24 protein-coding genes are annotated in these 18,867 nt (G+C 70.9%); 9 read left to right on the top strand and 15 right to left on the bottom strand.

Features of this window, described 5'->3' with window-relative positions; all coding sequences use genetic code 11:
* Positions 1–21: 21 nt before the first annotated feature.
* Positions 22–234, bottom strand: coding sequence for a twin transmembrane helix small protein (locus tag D466_RS0111090; RefSeq protein ID WP_018913785.1), 213 nt, complete (start codon positions 232–234; stop codon positions 22–24).
* Positions 235–339: 105 nt separating this feature from the next.
* Between D466_RS0111090 and D466_RS0111085 the strand changes: the two genes are divergently transcribed.
* The 5 genes from D466_RS0111085 to gluQRS all read left to right on the top strand — a co-directional run bounded on the left by D466_RS0111085 (position 340) and on the right by gluQRS (position 4,783).
* Positions 340–1,035, top strand: a complete 696-nt coding sequence (locus tag D466_RS0111085; RefSeq protein WP_231385705.1) for an SURF1 family protein — start codon at positions 340–342, stop codon at positions 1,033–1,035.
* A complete protein-coding gene (locus D466_RS0111080; protein ID WP_018913783.1) occupies positions 1,032–1,730 on the top strand; it encodes a hypothetical protein in 699 nt (232 codons plus the stop codon). The genes D466_RS0111085 and D466_RS0111080 overlap by 4 nt, the downstream gene beginning before the upstream one ends.
* A 71-nt stretch (positions 1,731–1,801) precedes the next feature.
* Entirely contained in the window at positions 1,802–2,911 is a 1,110-nt protein-coding gene (locus D466_RS0111075; RefSeq protein WP_026285160.1) for a COX15/CtaA family protein, read from the top strand.
* Positions 2,908–3,807 carry a heme o synthase gene (locus D466_RS0111070; RefSeq protein ID WP_018913781.1) on the top strand — a complete coding sequence of 300 codons (900 nt, stop codon included), beginning with the start codon at positions 2,908–2,910 and terminating at the stop codon, positions 3,805–3,807. The genes D466_RS0111075 and D466_RS0111070 overlap by 4 nt, the downstream gene beginning before the upstream one ends.
* A gap of 22 nt (positions 3,808–3,829) precedes the next feature.
* Positions 3,830–4,783 carry a tRNA glutamyl-Q(34) synthetase GluQRS gene (gene gluQRS, locus D466_RS0111065; RefSeq protein WP_018913780.1) on the top strand — a complete coding sequence of 318 codons (954 nt, stop codon included), beginning with the start codon at positions 3,830–3,832 and terminating at the stop codon, positions 4,781–4,783.
* A 28-nt stretch (positions 4,784–4,811) separates the two neighbouring features.
* Here gluQRS and D466_RS0111060 read toward each other — a convergent pair whose 3' ends face one another.
* The 6 genes from D466_RS0111060 to D466_RS0111035 all read right to left on the bottom strand — a co-directional run bounded on the left by D466_RS0111060 (position 4,812) and on the right by D466_RS0111035 (position 9,980).
* A complete protein-coding gene (locus D466_RS0111060) occupies positions 4,812–6,248 on the bottom strand; it encodes a DEAD/DEAH box helicase (RefSeq protein WP_018913779.1) in 1,437 nt (478 codons plus the stop codon).
* An 86-nt stretch (positions 6,249–6,334) separates the two neighbouring features.
* Positions 6,335–6,967: a 7-carboxy-7-deazaguanine synthase gene (gene queE / locus D466_RS0111055; RefSeq protein ID WP_018913778.1), complete on the bottom strand. Its 633-nt coding sequence runs from the start codon at positions 6,965–6,967 to the stop codon at positions 6,335–6,337.
* Positions 6,968–7,122: 155 nt separating this feature from the next.
* Positions 7,123–7,650, bottom strand: a complete 528-nt coding sequence (locus tag D466_RS0111050) for an OmpA family protein (RefSeq protein WP_018913777.1) — start codon at positions 7,648–7,650, stop codon at positions 7,123–7,125.
* Between the two features lie 319 nt (positions 7,651–7,969).
* A complete protein-coding gene (locus D466_RS0111045; RefSeq protein WP_018913776.1) occupies positions 7,970–8,632 on the bottom strand; it encodes a LysE family translocator in 663 nt (220 codons plus the stop codon).
* A complete protein-coding gene (gene maiA / locus D466_RS0111040; RefSeq protein WP_018913775.1) occupies positions 8,629–9,273 on the bottom strand; it encodes a maleylacetoacetate isomerase in 645 nt (214 codons plus the stop codon). Before maiA ends, D466_RS0111045 begins: the two co-directional genes overlap by 4 nt.
* On the bottom strand, positions 9,270–9,980 hold the full coding sequence (locus D466_RS0111035) for a fumarylacetoacetate hydrolase family protein (protein ID WP_026285158.1): 711 nt from the start codon (positions 9,978–9,980) through the stop codon (positions 9,270–9,272). The genes maiA and D466_RS0111035 overlap by 4 nt, the downstream gene beginning before the upstream one ends.
* Positions 9,981–10,142: 162 nt before the next feature.
* Here D466_RS0111035 and D466_RS22835 point away from each other — a divergent pair, with 162 nt between their 5' ends.
* The gene (locus tag D466_RS22835; RefSeq protein WP_051083742.1) at positions 10,143–10,916 is read left to right on the top strand and encodes a Spy/CpxP family protein refolding chaperone; all 774 of its coding nucleotides are present in this window, start codon (positions 10,143–10,145) and stop codon (positions 10,914–10,916) included.
* 43 nt (positions 10,917–10,959) lie between these two features.
* On the opposite strand, the gene D466_RS0111020 is transcribed toward D466_RS22835, so the two are convergent.
* Genes D466_RS0111020 through D466_RS0111005 form a run of 4 tightly spaced genes read right to left on the bottom strand, consistent with a single transcriptional unit; the run spans position 10,960 to position 14,199 of the window.
* Positions 10,960–11,502 (bottom strand): iron transporter, encoded by a 543-nt coding sequence (locus D466_RS0111020; protein ID WP_018913773.1) that lies wholly within the window; start codon positions 11,500–11,502, stop codon positions 10,960–10,962.
* Positions 11,503–11,558: 56 nt separating this feature from the next.
* The gene (locus D466_RS25040) at positions 11,559–13,013 is read right to left on the bottom strand and encodes a 4Fe-4S binding protein (RefSeq protein WP_018913772.1); all 1,455 of its coding nucleotides are present in this window, start codon (positions 13,011–13,013) and stop codon (positions 11,559–11,561) included.
* A complete protein-coding gene (locus D466_RS0111010; RefSeq protein WP_018913771.1) occupies positions 13,010–13,837 on the bottom strand; it encodes an FTR1 family protein in 828 nt (275 codons plus the stop codon). The genes D466_RS25040 and D466_RS0111010 overlap by 4 nt, the downstream gene beginning before the upstream one ends.
* A gap of 17 nt (positions 13,838–13,854) precedes the next feature.
* Complete coding sequence (locus D466_RS0111005; protein ID WP_018913770.1) at positions 13,855–14,199, bottom strand: cupredoxin domain-containing protein; 345 nt, start codon at positions 14,197–14,199, stop codon at positions 13,855–13,857.
* A gap of 196 nt (positions 14,200–14,395) precedes the next feature.
* On the opposite strand from D466_RS0111005, the gene D466_RS0111000 reads away from it, so the two are divergent.
* A complete protein-coding gene (locus D466_RS0111000) occupies positions 14,396–14,641 on the top strand; it encodes a type II toxin-antitoxin system Phd/YefM family antitoxin (RefSeq protein WP_018913769.1) in 246 nt (81 codons plus the stop codon).
* On the top strand, positions 14,638–15,024 hold the full coding sequence (locus D466_RS0110995; protein ID WP_018913768.1) for a type II toxin-antitoxin system VapC family toxin: 387 nt from the start codon (positions 14,638–14,640) through the stop codon (positions 15,022–15,024). Before D466_RS0111000 ends, D466_RS0110995 begins: the two co-directional genes overlap by 4 nt.
* Before the next feature lie 44 nt (positions 15,025–15,068).
* On the opposite strand, the gene D466_RS0110990 is transcribed toward D466_RS0110995, so the two are convergent.
* The 4 genes from D466_RS0110990 to D466_RS21485 all read right to left on the bottom strand — a co-directional run bounded on the left by D466_RS0110990 (position 15,069) and on the right by D466_RS21485 (position 17,959).
* Positions 15,069–15,710 carry a thiol:disulfide interchange protein DsbA/DsbL gene (locus D466_RS0110990; protein ID WP_018913767.1) on the bottom strand — a complete coding sequence of 214 codons (642 nt, stop codon included), beginning with the start codon at positions 15,708–15,710 and terminating at the stop codon, positions 15,069–15,071.
* Positions 15,711–15,872: 162 nt separating this feature from the next.
* Complete coding sequence (locus tag D466_RS0110985; protein WP_018913766.1) at positions 15,873–16,559, bottom strand: haloacid dehalogenase type II; 687 nt, start codon at positions 16,557–16,559, stop codon at positions 15,873–15,875.
* The gene (locus D466_RS0110980; RefSeq protein ID WP_018913765.1) at positions 16,556–17,281 is read right to left on the bottom strand and encodes a glutathione S-transferase family protein; all 726 of its coding nucleotides are present in this window, start codon (positions 17,279–17,281) and stop codon (positions 16,556–16,558) included. Before D466_RS0110980 ends, D466_RS0110985 begins: the two co-directional genes overlap by 4 nt.
* Positions 17,282–17,290: 9 nt before the next feature.
* Entirely contained in the window at positions 17,291–17,959 is a 669-nt protein-coding gene (locus D466_RS21485) for a TetR/AcrR family transcriptional regulator (RefSeq protein ID WP_156004208.1), read from the bottom strand.
* A 109-nt stretch (positions 17,960–18,068) separates the two neighbouring features.
* Between D466_RS21485 and D466_RS0110970 the strand changes: the two genes are divergently transcribed.
* Positions 18,069–18,725 carry a DsbA family protein gene (locus D466_RS0110970; protein ID WP_018913763.1) on the top strand — a complete coding sequence of 219 codons (657 nt, stop codon included), beginning with the start codon at positions 18,069–18,071 and terminating at the stop codon, positions 18,723–18,725.
* Positions 18,726–18,867: the final 142 nt, after the last annotated feature.

Below are 18,867 nucleotides of genomic sequence, written 5' to 3'. Positions count from 1 at the left end.
TCGCGTGAGCGCCGCGCGGGCTCAGCGCGAAGTCAGCGGCATGCCGCTGGGGTGGATCCACCCCATCCTGTAGCTCAGCAGGATGAACAGGAACAACAGGATCGAGAAGCCGATCCGGAAGGTCAGGGCGTTGACCGCACGATTGGACTTGCCCTTGTCCTTCATCACGAAGTACAGCCCGGAGAACAGGCTGCCGAGGATGAGCACGAAGGCGATGAGTACGACGATGCGCAAGGCTTGGCTCCGGCTTGGGTGAACAGGGTGATGCCGAAGCCGATTGTCCCACCAGCGGCGGCGCCAGGCGCGGCGCCTGGCCTGCGAGCGCGGGAAATCTTGACCGTGATCGCCTCGCTGGCTCTGATCGCGCTGCTCGCGCGCCTGGGCGTGTGGCAATTGCATCGCGCGCACTACAAGCAGGCGCTGGCCGCCAGCATCGCCAGCCGGGAACGCATGCCGGGGCTGGAACTGGGCCCGCAAGGGGTGGACTTCGCAAGCGCCGAGTGGCGCCCGGTGAGCGCGCGCGGCAACTGGGCCGGCGCGCTGACCGTCTACCTGCAGAACCGCCAATACCGCGGAGTCAGCGGTTTCTGGGTGTTCACGCCGCTGCGCCTGGAAGGCTCCGACACCTACGTGATGGTCGAGCGCGGCTGGGCCGGGCCCGACACCCACGCGCCGATGCTGGTGCCGCCCATTCCCAGCCCGCAGGGCACGGTGGAGGTGCGCGGGCGCATTGCACCCGCACCGTCACAATGGTTTTCTTTCGCTAAAGACCCTCCTGGTGCCATGGTGCGCCAGAATGTTCAACTTCCCCAGTTCGCGGCCTATCACCACATCCGCCTGCTGCCCTACGTGATCCAGCAACTGGGCACGGACGGCGAGGGCCTGGTGCGCGACTGGCCCGCTCCGGATCTCGGCATGCAGACCAATTACGGCTACGCCTTCCAGTGGTTCGCGATGAGCGCGACCTGCATGGGCCTGCTCGTCTACTTCACCACGCGCACGCTGCGACGCAGGCGCGCCGGGAGTGCGCGATGAACGCCGCGCAGGCCCGTCGGGCCCCGGCGGGGCGCCCGGGCGTGCCGCGCAGGCGCGCGGCGCTGTGGCTGCTGGCCGCCGTCGTGCTGCTGCCGCTGGCGGCCACGCTGTACATCGGCCTGGTCCAGCACCGCGGCGGCAGGCCCGCCTACGGGGAACTGGTGCAGCCGCAGCGCCCGGTGCCGCCCCTGAGCCTGCGCACCCTCGACGGCAAGGCCTTCGACCTGCGCAGCCTCAACGGCTACTGGCTGATGCTGGTGGCGGCGCCCGCCTCCTGCGACGCGGCCTGCCAGAAGCTGCTGTTCGACATGCGCCAGTTCTACCTCGCCGCCGGCAACGACCAGTACCGCGTGGCCCGCGTCTGGCTGGTCACCGACGGCGCCCCGCTCAATCCCGGGGTGCTGGCGCCCGCCGCCGGCACGGTCATCCTGCGCGCCGACCCCTCCCAGCTGCGCGCCTGGTTGCCGCTGAACCCGGGCGAGGCGCTGCAGGGGCCGATGTGGCTGGTCGACCCGCTGGGCAACCTGATGCTGCGTTTCCCGGCCCGCTTCGATCCGGTTCGCGCGCTCGGGGTGTTCGGCAAGCTGCTGTACAACACCCAGTCCTGGAAGGCGCGCAAGCTGCAGCCCCTGCCGCTGGCTCCCCAGGCCCCGGGCGCCAGCCCTTCCGGGGTCCAGCCGGGGCAGCGCTCATGATGAGTCCGTCCCTTCCGTCCAACCTGGTGCACAACATGTACCAGGCGGTTCCTACCGTCTGGCTGTTCTCGCTGCACTGGCTGCAGGCTGGCCTGTGGCTGCTCGGGCTGGGGCTGGTGATCTGGGCCGGCATGCGCATGCGCTGGGCGCGCCTGGTGGCGCTGCTGGTGTTCCTGACCCTGGACCTGATCATGTTCGGCGCCTTCGTTCGCCTGACCGATGCCGGGCTGGGCTGCCCCGACTGGCCCGGCTGCTACGGGCGCCTGACGCCGGCCCAGGCCCATGTGCAGATCCACCAGGCGGTGCAGGAGGAGGGCGGCACCCAGGGTAACGTCAGCCCCTTCAAGGCCTGGGTGGAGATGATCCACCGCTACGTGGCCACCATCATCGGCGCGCTGATCACCGTGATGGCCGCGCGCGCGCTGTGGGCGCGCAGGAAGGGCCAGGGCATGCGCGTGGGGCTGCCCCTGCTGTTGTTCGCCTGGATCGTCGTGCAGGGCATGTTCGGCGCCTGGACCGTCACCTTGCTGCTCAAGCCGCTGATCGTCACCCTGCACCTGATGGGGGGCATCGTGCTGCTGCTGCTGGCGGCCTGGTTCTGGATGCGCAACCGCCCCGAGATGCAGCCGCTGAACGCCGGCGCGGCCACGCGCTGGCTCACCCGCGCCGCGCTGCTGGCGCTGCTGGTGCAGATCTTCCTCGGCGGCTGGGTCAGCACCAACTACGCGGCGGTGGCCTGCAGCGGCTTTCCCACCTGCAACGGCAGCTGGAATCCCCCGGCCGACTGGAGCGCCGGCTTCACCCTGTGGCGCGATCTCGGCCGCATGCCCGACGGATCGGCCGTCACGCTGCAGGCGCTGATCGCCATCCACTGGGCCCACCGCCTGTTCGCGGTGGTGGCCACGGTGCTGGTGCTCGGCGCCGCCGGCCTGCTGGCGCGCCTGCGCGAGCTGCGCCGCCTGGCCGGCTGGCTGGTGGTGGCGCTGGCGGCGCAGATCGCCCTGGGCGTCAGCGTGGTGCTGCTGCAGCACCCGCTGGTGCCCGCGGTGGCTCACAATGGAGTGGCGGCACTGATGGTGCTGCTTTTGACCACGGCGGCCTGGCGCACCTCGGGTGGGCGCAGGGCGCGCCAGCCGGCGGCGCCGCCGGCGGGAATGCGAGGAATGCAAAACCCATCATGAAAACCGGCTCCCTCTCCCAACCCCCGGGCGCGCTGCGCGTCGCCGGGCAACTGTACGCGCTGACCAAGCCGCGGGTGGTGCAACTGATCGTGTTCTGCGCGGTCATCGGCATGTTCCTGTCGCAGCCCGGGCTGCCCGACTGGCGTCCGCTGCTGGCGGCCACCGCGGGGATCTGGATGGTGGCCGGCGCGGCCGCGGCCTTCAACTGCCTGGTGGAGCAGAAGATCGACGCCGTCATGCGCCGCACCTCCTGGCGCCCCTCGGCCACCGGCGAGCTGGGCACGGCGCCGATCCTGGTGTTCTCGGGGCTGCTGTGCAGCGCCGGCATGGCGCTGCTGTACACCCAGGTCAACGCGCTGACCATGTGGCTGACCTTCGGCACCTTCATCGGCTACGCGGTGATCTACACCGTGCTGCTCAAGCCGGCGACGCCGCAGAACATCGTCATCGGAGGCGCCTCCGGCGCCATGCCGCCGGTGCTGGGCTGGGCGGCCATGACCAACTCGGTGTCGGCGCAGGCGCTGATCCTGTTCCTCATCATCTTCCTGTGGACCCCGCCGCATTTCTGGGCGCTGGCCCTGTACCGCACCGAGGACTACCGCAAGTCGGGCCTGCCCATGCTTCCGGTGACCCACGGCTCGCGCTACACGCGCCTGCAGGCGCTGCTGTACACCCTGCTGCTGACGGTGGTCAGCCTGATGCCCTGGGCCATGCACTCGGCCGGTCTGATCTACGCGCTCAGCGCGCTGGCGCTGGGCGGGGTGTTCATCGGCTACGCCTGGAAGCTGCTGCGCGAGTACAGCGACGCGCTGGCCCGCGCCATGTTCCGCTACTCCATCGTCTACCTGTCGCTGCTGTTCGCGGCCATGCTGGTCGACCACTACCTGCCCTTCTGAGCCTGCACGCCGCGCGCGCGCCGTGAGCGCCCCGGTCGGCCGCTTCGCCCCTTCGCCCAGCGGCCCGCTGCACGCCGGGTCCCTGGTGGCGGCGCTGGGCTCCTGGCTGGATGCGCGTGCCCGGGGCGGGCGCTGGCTGGTGCGCATCGAGGACGTCGACACCCGGCGCTGCGTGCCGGGCGCCGATGCGCGCATCCTGCAGCAGCTCGAGGGCTGCGGGCTGCAGCCTGACGAGCCGCCGTGGTGGCAGTCGCGGCGCGGCGAGGCCTACGCGCAGGCGCTGCAAGGCCTGCTGCTCGCCCAGGCCGCCTACCCCTGCAGTTGCTCGCGCCGCGACCTGGAGCTGGCCGGCGCGCCGGTGGGTCCGGGGGGCGAACGCGTGTACCCGGGAACCTGCCGCGACGGCGCGCGCGGCGCGCCGCGCGCCTGGCGCCTGCGCCTGCCGCCGGGCGAGGCCGCCTGCGTGCGCTGGCTCTGCGCCCGCCTGGGCGAACAGCGCGAATGCGTGGACCGCACGGTGGGCGATTTCGTGCTCAAGCGCGCCGACGGCGATTGGGCCTACCAGCTCGCGGTGGTCGTGGACGACGCCGCGCAGCAGGTCAGCGACGTGGTGCGCGGCGAGGATCTGGCCGGCTCCACCGCACGCCAGATCCTGCTGCAGCGCGCGTTGGGCCTGCCCACGCCGCGCTACCTGCACCTGCCGCTGCTGCGCGACGCGCAGGGGCGCAAGTTGTCCAAGTCCGAGCGGGCGGCGGGGGTGGTGCCGGGCGTGCAGGCCCTGCGCGACGCCGCGGGCGTGTTGGGGCTGCGCCCGGCGGGCACGACGCTGGGTGAGGTGCTGGAATCGGCGCTGCGCGAATGGCCCAGCCTGAGGGATCGCTGGGAGCATGCCCACGCCCAGGGAAGCCAGCGGCCCGGCGTGGACCCGCTGCGCGCATGCGAAGCGGATCCGGACGGAGCGGAGGGTCGGGGTTGAGTGCGCGCCGCGGCGCGCCCGAGCCTGCCTACTTGCCGGCCGCGGGCGGCTTGCCGCCCAGCAGCAGCGGCACCTTGCGGCGCGAGCGGATGTTGGCGGGTACGGCGCCGCGGGCGGCGCCCGCGGCCGGCGTCTGCTCCCAGGCGGGCTGGGCGTTGGGGTCGGCCTCGTAGGGCTTGTCGAACCACGGGTCCTGGTTCGCGGAGCGCGCCGCGCCGGAGCGCGGCGGCGTGGCTCCCAGTCCGGAGTCGCGCGGCGCCCGGGGCATGCGCCGCGGCGCCTGCACGTCCACCTCGCGCAGCTCCACCTTGCGTTTGATGAGTTTCTCGATGTCGCCCAGCGAGCGCATGTCGCGCTCACTGCACAGCGTGATGGCCAGACCCGAGGCGCCGGCGCGGCCGGTGCGGCCGATGCGGTGCACGTAGTCCTCGGCGTTGAAGGGCACGTCGTAGTTGATCACGCCGGGCAGTTCGGCGATGTCCAGGCCGCGAGCGGCCACGTCGGTAGCCACCAGTACTTCCACCTCGTTGCGCTTGAAGGCGTCCAGCGTGGCCAGGCGCTCGGCCTGCGACTTGTCGCCGTGCATGGCCTGGGCCTTCAGGCCGTCGCGCTGCAGGATGCGCGCCAGGCGCCCGGCGCCGAGCCGGCTGTTGACGAACACGATGGTCTGACGCAGATCGTGCTCGCGCAGCACTTGCAGCAGCGCCGCGTGCTTCAGGTCCTCGGCCACCTTGTAGTAGATCTGTTCGACGTTGGTCGCGGTGGCGTTGGGACGCGCCACCTCGACGGTCACCGGATCGCGCAGATAGCTCTGCGCCAGGCGCCGGATCTCGGGGGAGAAGGTGGCGGAGAACAGCAGCGTGGTGCGCTGCGAGGGAAGGTAGGCGAGGATGCGCTGCAGGTCGGGCAGGAAGCCGATGTCGAGCATGCGGTCGGCTTCGTCGAGCACGACGAACTGTACCTGCGACAGGTTGACCGTCTTGCCTTCCAGATGGTCGAGCAGGCGGCCCGGCGTGGCCACCACGATCTCCACGCCCAGGCGCAGCGCCGCGGTCTGCGGGGCCATGTCCATGCCGCCGAACACGCAGGCGCTGCGCAGCGGCGTGTGGCGCGCATAGGCCGCCACGTTGACGTAGACCTGGTCGGCCAGTTCGCGGGTCGGTGCCAGCATCAGCGCGCGCACCGGATGGCGCGCCGGCGACACGCTGGTGCTGGCCAGCGGCAGCAGTTGCTGCAGGATGGGCAGCGTGAAGGCCGCCGTCTTGCCGGTGCCCGTCTGCGCCGCGCCCATCATGTCGCGGCCCGACAGCACCACCGGAATGGCGCGCTGCTGGATCGGCGTGAGGCTCTCGTACCCCATGTCGGCCACCGCGCGCAGCAGCCTCGGGTCCAGCGCGAGATCGCTGTAGCGCTGCACGGTCGGGGCCTCGGTCGCGGTGGCTTCGGTGGGGGTGGTTTCATTCATTGGTTCGGTTCCTGTTTGGCTCGCAATATCGGCACCCCCAGGAAGTGCCGCACGGGCGGGGGGCGGCCCGTGCGCTGCCGGCGCGTTCAGCGGATGCCCAGCAGCTTGTGGGTCTGCAGGCTCAGACGCCAGCGCGGATCGCGCAGGCACTGGCGCAGCGCCCATTCGGTGTTCTCGCGCCGCAGCGCTCCGTCCATCGGCTGCAGCAGGCGATGGCCGAAATCCAGCCCGGCGAGTTCGTCGAGGTCGAGCCCGGGCTGCGGCACGACCACCTTGATCTCCTGCCCGCTGCGCTGCACCAGCGGCGCACCGGCCTTCGGACTCACGCAGACCCAGTCGATTCCGGGCGGCACCGCCTGGGTGCCGTTGGTCTCGACGGCGATGCGCAGACCGCGCGCGTGCAACGCATCGATCAGGTCCTCGTCCACCTGCAGCAGCGGTTCGCCGCCGGTGAGCACGCACAGCCCGCCCGCGGTACCTTGCGGCCAGCGCGCCGCCACGGCCTCGGCCAGGCTGCGCGCGTCGGCGAAGCGGCCCCCGCCGTCACCGTCGGTGCCGACGAAATCCGTGTCGCAGAAGCGACAGACCGCCTGTTCGCGGTCCTGTTCGCGGCCGCTCCAGAGGTTGCAGCCGGCGAAGCGGCAGAACACGGCCGGCATGCCGGCCTGGGCTCCTTCGCCCTGCAGGGTATAGAAGATTTCCTTGACCGAATAGGTCATCGATGAGGTGCTGCGGGTGGCAAGCAGTGCGCATTATCCCACGGACCGCTTGTGCGTCGCAGCAAGCCCGCGCCGCGCGCATGAAAAACCCGCGCGGGCCGCCAGGGGCCGGCGCGGGTCGACGAGGCCCGCGCGTTGCGCGGGCAAGCTCGGGTTCAGCGCTGGTAGACGATGTCCACGCGGCGGTTCTCGGCGTAATCCGCCGCCGACGTACCCATGGCCTTGGGCTTTTCCTTGCCGAAGCTGATGGCTTCCATCTGGGCCGGCTTGGCACCCAGCAGTTCCATCGCGTTCATCACGGCGTCGGCGCGCTTCTGGCCCAGCGCCAGGTTGTATTCGCGGCTGCCGCGGGCGTCGGTGTTGCCCTGCAGTTGCACGTGGGCGGCCGGGTGGGCACCCAGGTATTGCGCGTTGTCCGCGATCACCGGACGGTACTTGGTTTCGACGTTGTACTTGTCGAAGGCGAAGAACACGCTGCGCGGCACGTTCGGCGCCGGGCCGAGGTTTTCCTCGGCGGGAGCCTGCACGGCGGCGACGCTGCTCTGCGCCGAATGGTTCGCAGGCGCCGGCGCGGCGGCCTGCACGGGCGCCGTCGGCTTGCTGCTCGAGGCGCAGCCGCCCAGGGTGCCGAGCACGGCCAGGGCCAGCGCTGCCGGCACGGTGGACAACAGATGACGCTTCATCACAATCCCCTTTGTAGGAATAAATGGTCAGGTATGCGGGACGACAAGCACCGCCGGTCCGCGGGCGAGCCGGCGAATCGGCGTGCAGGGGGGCCTGGTCGATCATGCCTGCGCGAACGAGCCCCCTTTGCGAGCATAAGGCTCCCCACACGGAAACGCGATGCCTGCCTGCTCAGTTGACCGCCCGCGCGTATCGGATCGACACGAAGGTAACGTAACGTAACTTCAGCATAGGAGGCCCCAGTCGGCGCCGGGCCGCCCCAAGCCGACTGGGCCCCCACGGGGGGCAGCGAGCGCAGCGAGCGTGGGGGCCATCCATTCAATTGCGATGCAGGCGCAACATCGCCAGACCAAAGGCGCAGAACACGCCCGCTCCGGCGCGCTGCGGCCAGCCCGTGTCGAACCAGCGCCGCAGCGGGCGGCGCGCCAGCACGGCCAGTGCCGCGTAGCTGCTCAGCGCCAGCAGCGACATGGCCATGAAGGTCCCCGTCAGCAGCGCGTACTGCTGCAGCGCCGGATGCCCGGCGCGAAGGAACTGCGGGAACAGCGCCGCGATGAACGCGATGGCCTTGGGATTGGTCATGGCCACGCCCAGGCCGCGCCTGTACAGCACCCGCGGGCGCACCTGCGCGGGCTCGGCGGCCTGCGCGTTCCAGTCCGCGCTGCCCGCGGCGGCGGCGGCCCTGCGCATCGCGCCGGCCCTGCGCCACTGCTGCACGCCCAGCCAGATCAGGTACAGCGCACCCGCGGTCTTGAGCAGCGTGAAGGCCGTCGCCGAGCTCTGCAGCACCGCGTTGATGCCCAGCGCGCTGAGCAGGCTGAGCATCAGCAGCCCGCTGATGTTGCCCAGCGACGACCACAGCGCGCGGCGCCAGCCGAAATGCATGGCGTTGTTCACGGCCAGCATCACCGCCGGCCCGGGGGTGAAGGAGGCCACCATCGCGAACCCCGCGAACAGGCCCAGGGCGGGGGCGGAGATCATGGCTTCGGTGCGTCGGGTTGCGCCGCGGGCGCGGCATCGCGGAAGGCCTGCAGTTCCAGGCAGGCGGCTTCGATGTCGAGCAGGCGCGGCCAGCGCGACAGGTCCACCTGGAAGCGGCGTGCCGTGGTCATCTGCGGCACCAGGTACACCTCGGCCACTCCGGGGCGCCCGCCCACGCAGAAGCGCCCGCGCGCGGGGTCGGCCGCCAGCAGCGCGTCCAGCGCCTCGAAGCCGGCGCTCATCCAGGTGCCGCACCAAGCGTTGACCGCGGCCGTGTCGCAGTCGAATTCGGCGCGCAGGTACTCGACCACGCGGCGGTTGTTCAGCGGGTGCATGTCGCACCCCACGACGGCCGCCAGCGCGCGAGCGCGGGCGCGCAGCAGGGGCTCGCGCGGCAGCAGCGGCGGCTCGGGGTAGGTCTCGTCCAGCCACTCGATGATGGCCGGCGACTGGATCAGCACCTGCCCGTCCACCTCCAGCGCGGGCACCAGGCCCTGCGGGTTGACGGCGCGGTAGGCCGCGCCGGCCTGCTCGCCGTGCAGCAGGTCCACCGGCACGTAGTCGGGGTGCAGGCCCTTGAGGGCCAGCGCGATGCGCAGCCGGTGCGAGGTGCCGCTGCGGAAGTAGCTGTAGAGCTTCATGCGCCGGCCGCCAGCAGTTGCAGGGAAATCGTGCCCACGCCCTCGATGCTGCCGTCCAGGCGCTGGCCCGCGAGCACCGGGCCCACGCCCTCGGGGGTGCCGGTGTAGATCAGGTCGCCGGGCCGCAGGTGGTACATGCGCGAGAGGTCGGCGATCAGCTCGCGCACGCCCCAGATCATGTTCGACATGTCGGAATCCTGGCGCTGCTCGCCGTCCACCCGCAGTTCGATGCGCCCGCGCTCGATCACCTGGCCCGGCATCGGGACGATGGGGGAGATCACGGCCGAGTTCTCGCAATCCTTCGCGGTGTCCCAGGGCTTGCCCTGGTCGCGCGCCGCGAACTGCAGGTCACGCCGGGTCATGTCCAGGCCGCATCCGTAGCCGTAGATGTGCTCATGGGCCGATTCGGGCGCGATGTCGGCGCCGCCCGAACGCAGCGCCACCACCAGTTCCAACTCGTAGTGGTAGTTCGACGTGGCCTGCGGGTAGGGCGCGCTGGAGCCGGAGGCCAGCAAGGCCGAATGCGACTTGGTGAAGTAGAAGGGGCGGTCACGTTTCTCGTCCACCGGGCGGCCCATCTCCCTCGCATGGGCGTGGTAGTTGCGGCCGACGAAGAACAGGCGTTGCACCGGCAGGCGCTCCTCGCTGCCCTGCACGGCGACGGATGCGGGTTCGGGAGGCGCCCAGACGTAACGGATCGAAGTCATTGCGAGCCCAGGATTGCGGCACGGCGCGAGCGGCCGCGCACCGCCTGAAAGCTTAGCGTCCTGCGCCGGGCTTTGTCGCGGCGCAGTCTGCTTGTGGCAGATCAACGCCACGCGCGCCGGGCGGGCCTAAGGTCGTCCCTGGATGTGTTCCAGGAGAAGATCATGAACAAGCGAATCAAGCGCGGTGCCTGGCTGCTGGCTGCGGCACCCCTGTTGCTCGCCGCCGCGACGGCCGGCGCGCACGCCGCGGCGGCGGGCAGCACGCCCGCGGCGGCCGCATCGGCGCCCGGCTACGGCCCGGCTGGCGGCTACGGGCCCGGCATGATGGGAGGTTACGGTCCCGGCTATGGCGGCGCCTACCACCGCGGCTACGGTCCAGGCGGGGGCGGCGGCTATGGCCCAGGGCCGGGCCGCGGCTACGGGCCCGGCTATGGGCACGGCTATGGGCAAGGCTATGGGCAAGGCTATGGGCAAGGCTATGGGCAAGGCTACGGTCCCGGCATGATGGGCTACGGCTACGGCGCAGGCATGATGGGCGGGGGCTTCGGGCATGGCTGGGGCCCCGGCATGATGGGCCGCGCTGGCCCCGGCGCCTGGGGCATGGGTCCCGGCATGATGGGCTACGGATTCGGCGCCTGGGGCGACGGCCTGGATCTCAGCCAGGCCCAGGTCAAGAAGATCGGCGAGATCCAGAAGGCGCTGTTCGACAAGCAATGGCCGCTGATGCAGGCGATGCACGAGACCATGATGCAGGGCGCCTGGACGGCGCCCGGCGCGAAGCTCGACGTGGACGCGGTGATGAAGCGCGCCAAGGCGCTGTCCGAGTTGCGTCTGCAGATGCTGCGCAACCGCCTGGAAAGCCAGCAGCAGTTCCAGGCCGTGCTCACGGCCAAGCAGCGCAAGGAACTGGAGGAATACGGCCCCTGGGGCCGTTGACCGGCTCCCGGCGCGCGGCGCGCGCCGGGGTGCCGCGCTGCGCTCAGTACCCGCCCTTGTGGCCGACGCCGCCGACGTAGGTGAAGTCCCAGCTCTTCACGAAGGGGGCCCACCATTCGGGAACCCCGGTCTCCTTGTCCATGTGGCGGAAGAAGCCCGCATAGGGCGGAGGCTCGAAACGGAAGCTGGCCCGGTACTTGCCGGGGCCGTCGAACTTGACGTTGGCGCCGTAGTGGGGGCCGTCGTTGGCCACCATCTCCATCAGCGTGCCGAAGCTCGACCAGTTGCTGCCCAGCTTCTGGATCTGGTAGCTCACCGTCAGGTAGGGAATCCAGGCGCCCGGAGGGAAGCCCTGCGGGTTGTTCTTGTCGGCGTGGATGTCGATCTCCAGGTGGGCGTCGGCCTTGGCCGCGTCCATGCCCGGAAGCATCGGGGCCATGTCCACCGGCTGCAGGTACACGGGGTGCAGGATCATTCCGTCCATCACCACCGGGTTGCCCATCGAGTGTTCAGCCGCCGAGGCCGGTACCGCGGCCGAGGCCGCCACGGCCAGCGCGGCCGCGATCGCAAGGTGCTGCATGCGCATCTGCAAGTTTCCTTTCCATCCTGGAAATCCGGCCGAGGCCGGGGGGCGGGCCGCCTTCACAGCCCGAAAATCGCCGGCCACCAGGCCAAGCCGAGAAGGGCCACGCCGGCCAGCAGGGGCGTGAGTGCCGCGAGGCGCCGCGCTCCGCGCAGCTTTTGCGCGCCGAGCAGGCGCAGGCCCAGCGCCACGCTCCACAGCATGCCCAGCGCGAACAGCGCCAGCTTGAGCAGGGCCACCGCGCGTGCCGGCAGGCCGGCCGCGGCCAGCGCGTCGAACAGCTCGCCGCCCAGTCCGACGACCAGCGAGACCATGGCCACCGGCATGTAGGCGTAGGCCTGTTCCACGAAGCGCCGGCGCAGGTCCAGGTCGCCGCCCAGGCGGCCCGCCAGCCAGCTCGAGGCCGCGGTGAGCAGGCTCAGCACCGCGGCCAGCGCCAGCGCGCAGCCCACCATGAACCCCGAGATGGTGAAAAAGTCCAGCCAGGTGTAGACCTCGCGTCCCTGGCGATGCACCGACATCAGCCACCACGGCCCCGGCGTGCCGATCCAGTCCCAGCCGCGGTCGATGGCCCACACGCCCAGCGCCTGGCGCAGATGGCCGTACTGCGGCAGGATCAGCCAGAGGAAACCTCCCAGCGCCAGGCCGGTGGCCAGGAACAGGAACCAGACCTCGGCCGGGTTGGGGTTGTGGTGGCGGATGTCGGCCACCTCGCTTCCCGGGCGGCGCAGCAGCAGCGCCAGGCCGCCGCGGCCGCCGGGGTTGACGCAGCGGAAGCATTCGATGCAGTGGCGCGACTCCTGCTTGCGCTTGATGTCGATCATGGTCGGGCACACGCCCTTGTCGGCGTAGGCGTCGCCGCCGGGGCGCGGCTGCTTGGGCGTGAACTGCACCGCGCCGATGCGCGAGAACACCCCCAGCATGAGGCCGATCGGGCACATGTGACGGCACCAGGGTCGCTTGTTGCGCCCCTGGCCGTAGACGAAGCCCAGCACCACGGCGCAGGCGAAGGCCAGGCCGAAGACCACCGCGATGCCCTGGGGGAAGCCGCGCGCGTCCACCGTCTGCGCCAGCACGGTGATGACCACGAAACTGAGCACCGGCGTGCCCTCCCAGCGCACCCAGCGCGGCACCGGCCGCTTCAGGCCGATGCGGTTGGCCCATTCCGAACTGGCGCCCAGCGGGCACAGGATGCCGCACCAGCTGCGCCCGGTGAAGATCACCGACACGAAGACCAGCGGGAACCACAGGCCCCAGATGACAAAGTTGGCCAGCAGGGTGAAGTTGTTCAGGAAGCTCGCGTGGTCACCGGGCTGGGGCAGGAACAGCGGCACCACCATCAGCGCCATGAAACCGAAGAACATGCCCACGTGCACCCAGGCCAGGCGGTCGCGGTTGCGCGAGGCGAAGGCCTCCACCCGGGCCACCCAGGGGCTGCGACGGCGCCAGTCGCGCGCCGCCTCGGTGCGCACGGGGATGGGGAAGGGGCGCGGGCCGGCGCCGCCGCCGCTCACGACAGGCTCCCGGCCGGGCTCGGGCGCGGGCGGTTGACCAGCCACATCAGGCTGCCGATGCCCAGCAGCGTGACCACGTAGAAGATCAGTTGCAGCGCCGAGGGGCTTTGCGTGTAGCCCACCAGGATGTGCAGCAGGCGTCCGGCCATGGACTGCTGGCTCAGCAGCCAGGAGCTGTTCCACACCCCTTCGCGGATGGCCGGCAGCAAGCCCGCCTGGGTCAGCATGCCGGCGGCGTCGGTGGCCATGCCGGCGGCCAGCAGCAGGATCATCCAGCCGGTGACGGTGAACAGATGCCGCGTGGGAATGCGCAGCAGACCCTTGTACAGCAGCGTGCCCGCGGCCACGCCCCCGGCCAGCCCGGCCAGCGCGCCCGCCAGCATGGAGCCGGCGCCGGCTCCGCTGGCGTAGATGCCATAGCCGAACAGCACCGCCTCGGAGCCTTCGCGCAGCACCGCCATCATCACCACGACCATCAGGACCGACAGGGGCTTGTCGCCCACGGCCACGTCGTGCCCCACGGCGCGCATGGTCTGCGCCAGTTCCTTGCCGTGGCGGCTCATCCACACGTTGTGCCAGCCCAGCATGGCCACGGCCAGCAGCAGCACCGCCGCGTTGAGCAATTGCTGACCGCGCCCCTGCACCGCGGTGGCGATGGCGCCGGCGAAGGCGGCGACCACGCAGGCCCCGGCCACGCCCAGCAGCACGCCCAGGCTCACCCAGCGCCCGCGCCCGGCCACGCCCTTGGCGGCGGCCAGCACGATGGAGACGATCAGCGCGGCCTCGAGGACCTCGCGGAACATGATGATGGCGGTGGCCAGCATGGCGGACTCCGGGGCTTTCAGCGGCCCTGCACGACCAGCGTGCCGGTGCTCGAGGGATGGAAATCGTTGAAGAACTTGTAGCGTCCGGGCTTCAGCGGCGGGATGTACACGGGCAATGCCGTGCCGCCGGGAATCACCTGCTCCACGCTGAAGTCGTTGCTCTCGAATTCGGCGGGCAGCGCGTCCTGGTTGTCCACCACGATCTTCACCCGCTGGCCCGCGGGGATGGTGATGCTGGCGGGCTGGAAGGCCTGGCCGTGGATGCGCAGGGTCGGCGCGGCACCGGCGGCGAGCGCCGCGCAGGGCAGCGAGGCCACGGCCAGCATCCAGCCGGTCTTGCGCAGGATTCCCGACAACTTCATCGAACGACTCCGGTCGCACGAAAGCAGGGCGCCTCCGTTTCTGCAAATGCTACATGTTCGCATTCGGAATGTAAATGCGAACGATTCTTAACGTTGCGGAACGGAAGCGCCGAGCCGAGCCGGCATACCAGCGGGGAAACGGCTTGTGGACTAGACTAAGTGAACTTAGTCTGATTTGGCCGTTCGGAGACCGTCGATGGAAATCGTCAACATGCACGAGGCGAAAACGCACCTTTCCCGGCTGGTCGAGCGCGCTGCCAGGGGAGAGTCCTTCATCATCGCCAAGGCCGGAAAGCCCTTGGTCAAGGTGGTCGCAGTGGAGCCGCCGTCGGCGCTGGCCCGACGCCGGGTGGGATTCCTGGTCGGGGAGATCGCCGTGCCGGACGACTTCGATCGAATGGGCCAGGAGCAGATCGAAGCCTTGTTCGGGGGGGGGCGATGAAACTCCTGCTCGACACCCATCTGCTGCTTTGGGCTGCGGGCCAGCCCGAGCGTTTGCCGGCAGCCGCGCTGGAACTGATCGAGGACGCGTCGAACGAGTTGTGCTTCAGTCCGGCCAGCCTCTGGGAGATCGCGATCAAGCGCGGACTCGGGCGCGCCGATTTTCGGGCCGATCCCCGCCTCATCTGGCGGGGGCTGCTGGACGCCGGCTACAACGAGCTGCCGATCACCAGCGCGCATGCGATGGCCGTAGACGGGCTGCCGGCACTGCACAAGGATCCCTTCGACCGAATGCTCGTCGCCCAAGCCCTGGTCGAGGGGGTCGTGCTGCTGACGGCCGATCCCGTGGTCGCGAGCTACCCCGGGCCGATCCGCGGGCTCTGATCGCCCGGCCGCGCCGTGCAGCCGGCCACGCGCGTGAAGCCCGGCTATCGGGCCCCGTGCACCTGCGCGACCAGGTAGTCCACGGCCTGCAGGATGCGCGCGTCGTCGGGGGTCTGCGGAAGATCCGCCGAGACCTCGTAGCGGCCCTGCACGGCCACGGTCGGCACGCCGTCGATGCCGTAGTCCTTGGTCAACTGCGAAGCCCGCCGGGCCTGCATGGCCACGCCGAAGGAGTTGAAGGTGGACAGGAAGCTCTGCCGCGGCACGCCGTGCGCGGCCAGCCAGGTGGCCATCTGCTCGGGGGTGTTCAGCGCGATGTGCTGCTGGTGGATGGCCTGGAAGATCGGCCCCTGCAGGCTGTCGGCCTTGCCCAGCGCCAGCAGCGTGTAGTAGAGCTTTTGCTGCGGCACGAACTGCTCGGTGAAGGCCACCGGCACGCGCTCCACCACCACGTAGGGCGGCTGCCTGCGCACCCAGGCGTCGAACTCCGGCTCCAGCGCGTTGCAGTGCGGGCAGTTGTACCAGAAGAACTCCGTGACCACGACCTTGCCCGGGTGGCCCACCGGCTGCGGGACGTTGAGCACCTCGTAGCCGCTGCCCTTCTGGAAGGGCGCCGCCGCGCGCGCCGCCAGGGGCGCGCAGGCCAGCAAGGCCAGGGTGGCGAGCAGGGTGAGGCGGCGTTTCATCGGGAATCCTTTCGGCCCTTCGGGCCCGTTGCGTGCACCTAGGAACCATAGTGCGTCGCACGGGGCCGTCCTTGCCCCAGGTCAAGCCGATCCGCGCCGACGCGGCCCGTGCGCGGGCTCGCCATGGCGGCCCCGGGGCGCGCCGGTCGCGCCCCCCGGGGATCAGCCGGCGGGCTGCAGCAGCGCCGGCAACTGGTCGAGGCTGCGGATCTCGTGGTCGGGCCGGCCCGGCAGGCGCTCCGGGCGTTGGCCGTAGCGATTGCACCAGACCACGCGCATGCCGAAGGCCTTCGCCGCGAAGGCGTCCCAGGCGTTCGACGACAGGAAGCAGACCTGATCGCCGCCCAGACCGAGCTGGCGCAACCCGTAGGAATACACCCGTGAATCGGTCTTGAACACCTGCACGGCGTGCGCCGACAGCACCGCGTCGAACAGATCGTTCAGGCCGGCCGAGCGCACGGCGGCCTCCAGCATGGTCGGGGTGCCGTTGGACAGGATCGCCGTGACCAGGCCGGCGTCGCGCAAGGCGCGCAAGGTGGCGGGCACCTCGGGAAAGGCCGTCAGGTGCAGGTACAGGTCCATCAGCCGGGCGCGCAGCCCCGGCTCGAGCAGCCCCAGGCTGTCCAGCGCGAAATCCAGCGCATCGCCGGTGACTTGCCAGAAGTCCGCGTAACGCCCCTGCAGCGAGCGCAGCCAGGTGTATTGCAGCTGTTTGTCGCGCCAGGTGGCCGTCAGCGCCGCGCGCTTGTCCTCGGGCAGTTCGGGGCAGCGCGCCGCCGCCGAGGCGAAGTCGAAAATGGTGCCGTAGGCGTCGAACACACAGGCGCGGATTCCCGTGAGCGCGCTCATGATCGGGCCTCCTCGGTGGCGCGCACCGGGGCGACGCCGCGCGCCAGCCCGCCGTGGGCGTCGAGCATGCGCTCCATCCAGGCGGCGACGGGGTCGCCCGGCTCCAGCAGCGCCACCGGGCTGACCGTGCGCGCCCACTGGAAGGCGCCGAACACCGCGTAGTCGGCGTAGCTGGGCTGCGCGCCCGCCACGTAGGCCTGGGCGCCCAGGGTGCTTCGCAGCGGCGCCAGCAGCCGGCGCACGTTGTCCAGCGCCTGCGGGCGCTGGGAGGCCAGCGCCTCGAAGCTCTGGCCGAAGGCCGCCTCGCGGGTGCTGCGGAAATAGGCCTGGTCCTTCTCGTGCAGGATCGCCGGAATGTCCGGCACCACCACGCGGGCGATGGCCGGCTGCAGGGTCTCGGCGGCCCACTGGTTCAGGAAGCGGGCGAGCGCGCGCCCGGCACCCGGGCCGAACAGCGACGGCGTGTCGGTGTAGGTGTCCTCCAGGTACTCGGCGATGGCCCAGCTGTCGTGGATCCAGCGCTCGCCGTCCACCAGCACCGGTACCTTGCCCTGGCCGCTGGCGGCGATGGCCTCCTTGTCGGTGAAGCGCCAGGCGATGGTGTGCACCGGCAGCCCCTTGTGGGCCAGCGCCATGCGCGTACGCCAGCAGTAGGGGCTGAAGCGCCGTTGCTCGTCGGCACCGGCCAGGTCGAAAAGTCGCAGCGAAGGGGTGTGGGTCATCGGAAAGTCTCAGGTGGAGGGGGTGCGTGCCGCTCGCCTGCGCGGTGCGCGCGGGCCGGGCGCGCCGCGGTGCACGGCGCGCGTGACCGGCGGGACGGCTTCGGCGAAAGCAAGGGCATGCGCGGCCAGCGTGCGCAGGCGCTGCGCGTCGCCGTACAGCCGGGCCGCCACGCGGATGGCGAACACGCTGCCCAGCAGCGCCGCCGCCCGCGCGGCCACGTCGGTGTCGGGCGGCAGCGCGCCGGCCGCCACCGCGCAGGCCAGGCGCGAGGCGAAAAAGGACTCCACCTCGCCCAGGCGCGCACGCACCGTCTCGCGCGCCGCCTCGCCCATGTCGGCTCCGTCCAGCGCGGTGTTGACCAGCAGGCAGCCGCGGCGCTCGGGGTCGGCCAGTGAGGCAGCGACCAGTTCCTCGAAAAAGCTCCGCAGCGACTGCAGTGGCGACGGCTGCGCCGCCAGGCGCGCGATGCGCGGTGCCAGGCCCCGGTCCGCGTAGCGGCCCAGCACGCGCACGAACAGCGTCTGCTTGTCGGCGTAGCGGTGGTACAGCGCGGCGCTGCCCAGCCCGGTGGCCTGCGTGAGCTCGCGCAGCGTGGTGCCGGCATAGCCGTGGCGCCAGAACACCTGCATGGCGCGCTCGAGCACGATGTCGTCGGAAAGGCTTCGGCCTCTGGGCATGGATGTCCCGCTTGTTGCGCGAAGGAAGTTTGGGTACTTTAATAGAACGTTCGTTTCAATTCAATTCCGCCCGGATCCGCTGTCGCGGGCCGGCGGGGAGGCGCGCGACATGGATCGACCCGACGGACCCCATCTGGTGTACTTCGCCGACCCGATGTGTTCCTGGTGCTGGGGCTTTTCCCCGGTGATCGAGGCCATCGGCGAACGCTTCGGCAAGCAGTTGCCCATCCGCCTGGTGCTCGGCGGCCTGCGCCCGGGCACCACCGAGCCGATGGACCAGGAGGCCCGGGCCGAGACCCTGGGGCACTGGCGCCACGTGCACGAGGCCAGCGGCCAGCCCTTCGACTGGAGCTTTTTCGAGCGCGAGGGCTTCGTCTACGACACCGAACCGGCCAGCCGCGCCGTGGTGCTGATGCGCCGCCGCGGTCCCGCCGAGGCCCTGGCCGGGCTGCGTCGCCTGCAGCGTGCCTTCTATGCCGAGGGACGCGACATCACCGACCGCGACCAGCTCGCCGCGCTGGCCGGCGAGCTGGGTTTCGAGCCACGGGAGTTCCGAGCCGGACTCGACGAAATCACGCTGATCCACGAGACCCGGGCGGACTTCGCGCTGGCGGCGCAATCAGGCGTACGCGGCTTTCCCACGCTGATCGCCGGCACCGGCGGCGCGCGCGACTACATGCTGATCACCCACGGCTTCCAGCCGGCGCAGCGGGTGCTGCCTGCGCTGGAGCGTTGGCTGGCCGAACTGGGTGGACGAGCCGCCTGAGCGAGTTCCCACGCATTCCCCGCGCAGGTCCCGGGGCGCCGCGCACCGGGGTGCACGCTGCCTGCTCGGTTTGCGGGCCGCAGGCCCTGCGCCGAAGATGCATGTTCCGTGACATATTTCACTGTCAAGGCGGCGGGAGCTG

Source organism: Thiomonas sp. FB-6, from assembly GCF_000377645.1.
GTDB lineage: Bacteria > Pseudomonadota > Gammaproteobacteria > Burkholderiales > Burkholderiaceae_C > Thiomonas_A.
This window is presented reverse-complemented; position numbering and strand designations above follow the sequence as displayed.

Bases quoted from the DNA above. Each gene is read 5' to 3' on its own strand.
- D466_RS0111080 (WP_018913783.1), top strand. From the start codon at position 1,032: ATGAACGCCGCGCAGGCCCGTCGGGCCCCGGCGGGGCGCCCGGGCGTG.
- D466_RS0111070 (WP_018913781.1), top strand. From the start codon at position 2,908: ATGAAAACCGGCTCCCTCTCCCAACCCCCGGGCGCGCTGCGCGTCGCC.
- D466_RS0111060 (WP_018913779.1), bottom strand. From the start codon at position 6,248: ATGAATGAAACCACCCCCACCGAAGCCACCGCGACCGAGGCCCCGACC.
- queE (WP_018913778.1), bottom strand. From the start codon at position 6,967: ATGACCTATTCGGTCAAGGAAATCTTCTATACCCTGCAGGGCGAAGGA.
- D466_RS0111050 (WP_018913777.1), bottom strand. From the start codon at position 7,650: ATGAAGCGTCATCTGTTGTCCACCGTGCCGGCAGCGCTGGCCCTGGCC.
- D466_RS0111045 (WP_018913776.1), bottom strand. From the start codon at position 8,632: ATGATCTCCGCCCCCGCCCTGGGCCTGTTCGCGGGGTTCGCGATGGTG.
- maiA (WP_018913775.1), bottom strand. From the start codon at position 9,273: ATGAAGCTCTACAGCTACTTCCGCAGCGGCACCTCGCACCGGCTGCGC.
- D466_RS0111035 (WP_026285158.1), bottom strand. From the start codon at position 9,980: ATGACTTCGATCCGTTACGTCTGGGCGCCTCCCGAACCCGCATCCGTC.
- D466_RS22835 (WP_051083742.1), top strand. From the start codon at position 10,143: ATGAACAAGCGAATCAAGCGCGGTGCCTGGCTGCTGGCTGCGGCACCC.
- D466_RS0111020 (WP_018913773.1), bottom strand. From the start codon at position 11,502: ATGCGCATGCAGCACCTTGCGATCGCGGCCGCGCTGGCCGTGGCGGCC.
- D466_RS0111010 (WP_018913771.1), bottom strand. From the start codon at position 13,837: ATGCTGGCCACCGCCATCATCATGTTCCGCGAGGTCCTCGAGGCCGCG.
- D466_RS0111005 (WP_018913770.1), bottom strand. From the start codon at position 14,199: ATGAAGTTGTCGGGAATCCTGCGCAAGACCGGCTGGATGCTGGCCGTG.
- D466_RS0111000 (WP_018913769.1), top strand. From the start codon at position 14,396: ATGGAAATCGTCAACATGCACGAGGCGAAAACGCACCTTTCCCGGCTG.
- D466_RS0110995 (WP_018913768.1), top strand. From the start codon at position 14,638: ATGAAACTCCTGCTCGACACCCATCTGCTGCTTTGGGCTGCGGGCCAG.
- D466_RS0110990 (WP_018913767.1), bottom strand. From the start codon at position 15,710: ATGAAACGCCGCCTCACCCTGCTCGCCACCCTGGCCTTGCTGGCCTGC.
- D466_RS0110985 (WP_018913766.1), bottom strand. From the start codon at position 16,559: ATGAGCGCGCTCACGGGAATCCGCGCCTGTGTGTTCGACGCCTACGGC.
- D466_RS0110980 (WP_018913765.1), bottom strand. From the start codon at position 17,281: ATGACCCACACCCCTTCGCTGCGACTTTTCGACCTGGCCGGTGCCGAC.
- D466_RS21485 (WP_156004208.1), bottom strand. From the start codon at position 17,959: ATGCCCAGAGGCCGAAGCCTTTCCGACGACATCGTGCTCGAGCGCGCC.
- D466_RS0110970 (WP_018913763.1), top strand. From the start codon at position 18,069: ATGGATCGACCCGACGGACCCCATCTGGTGTACTTCGCCGACCCGATG.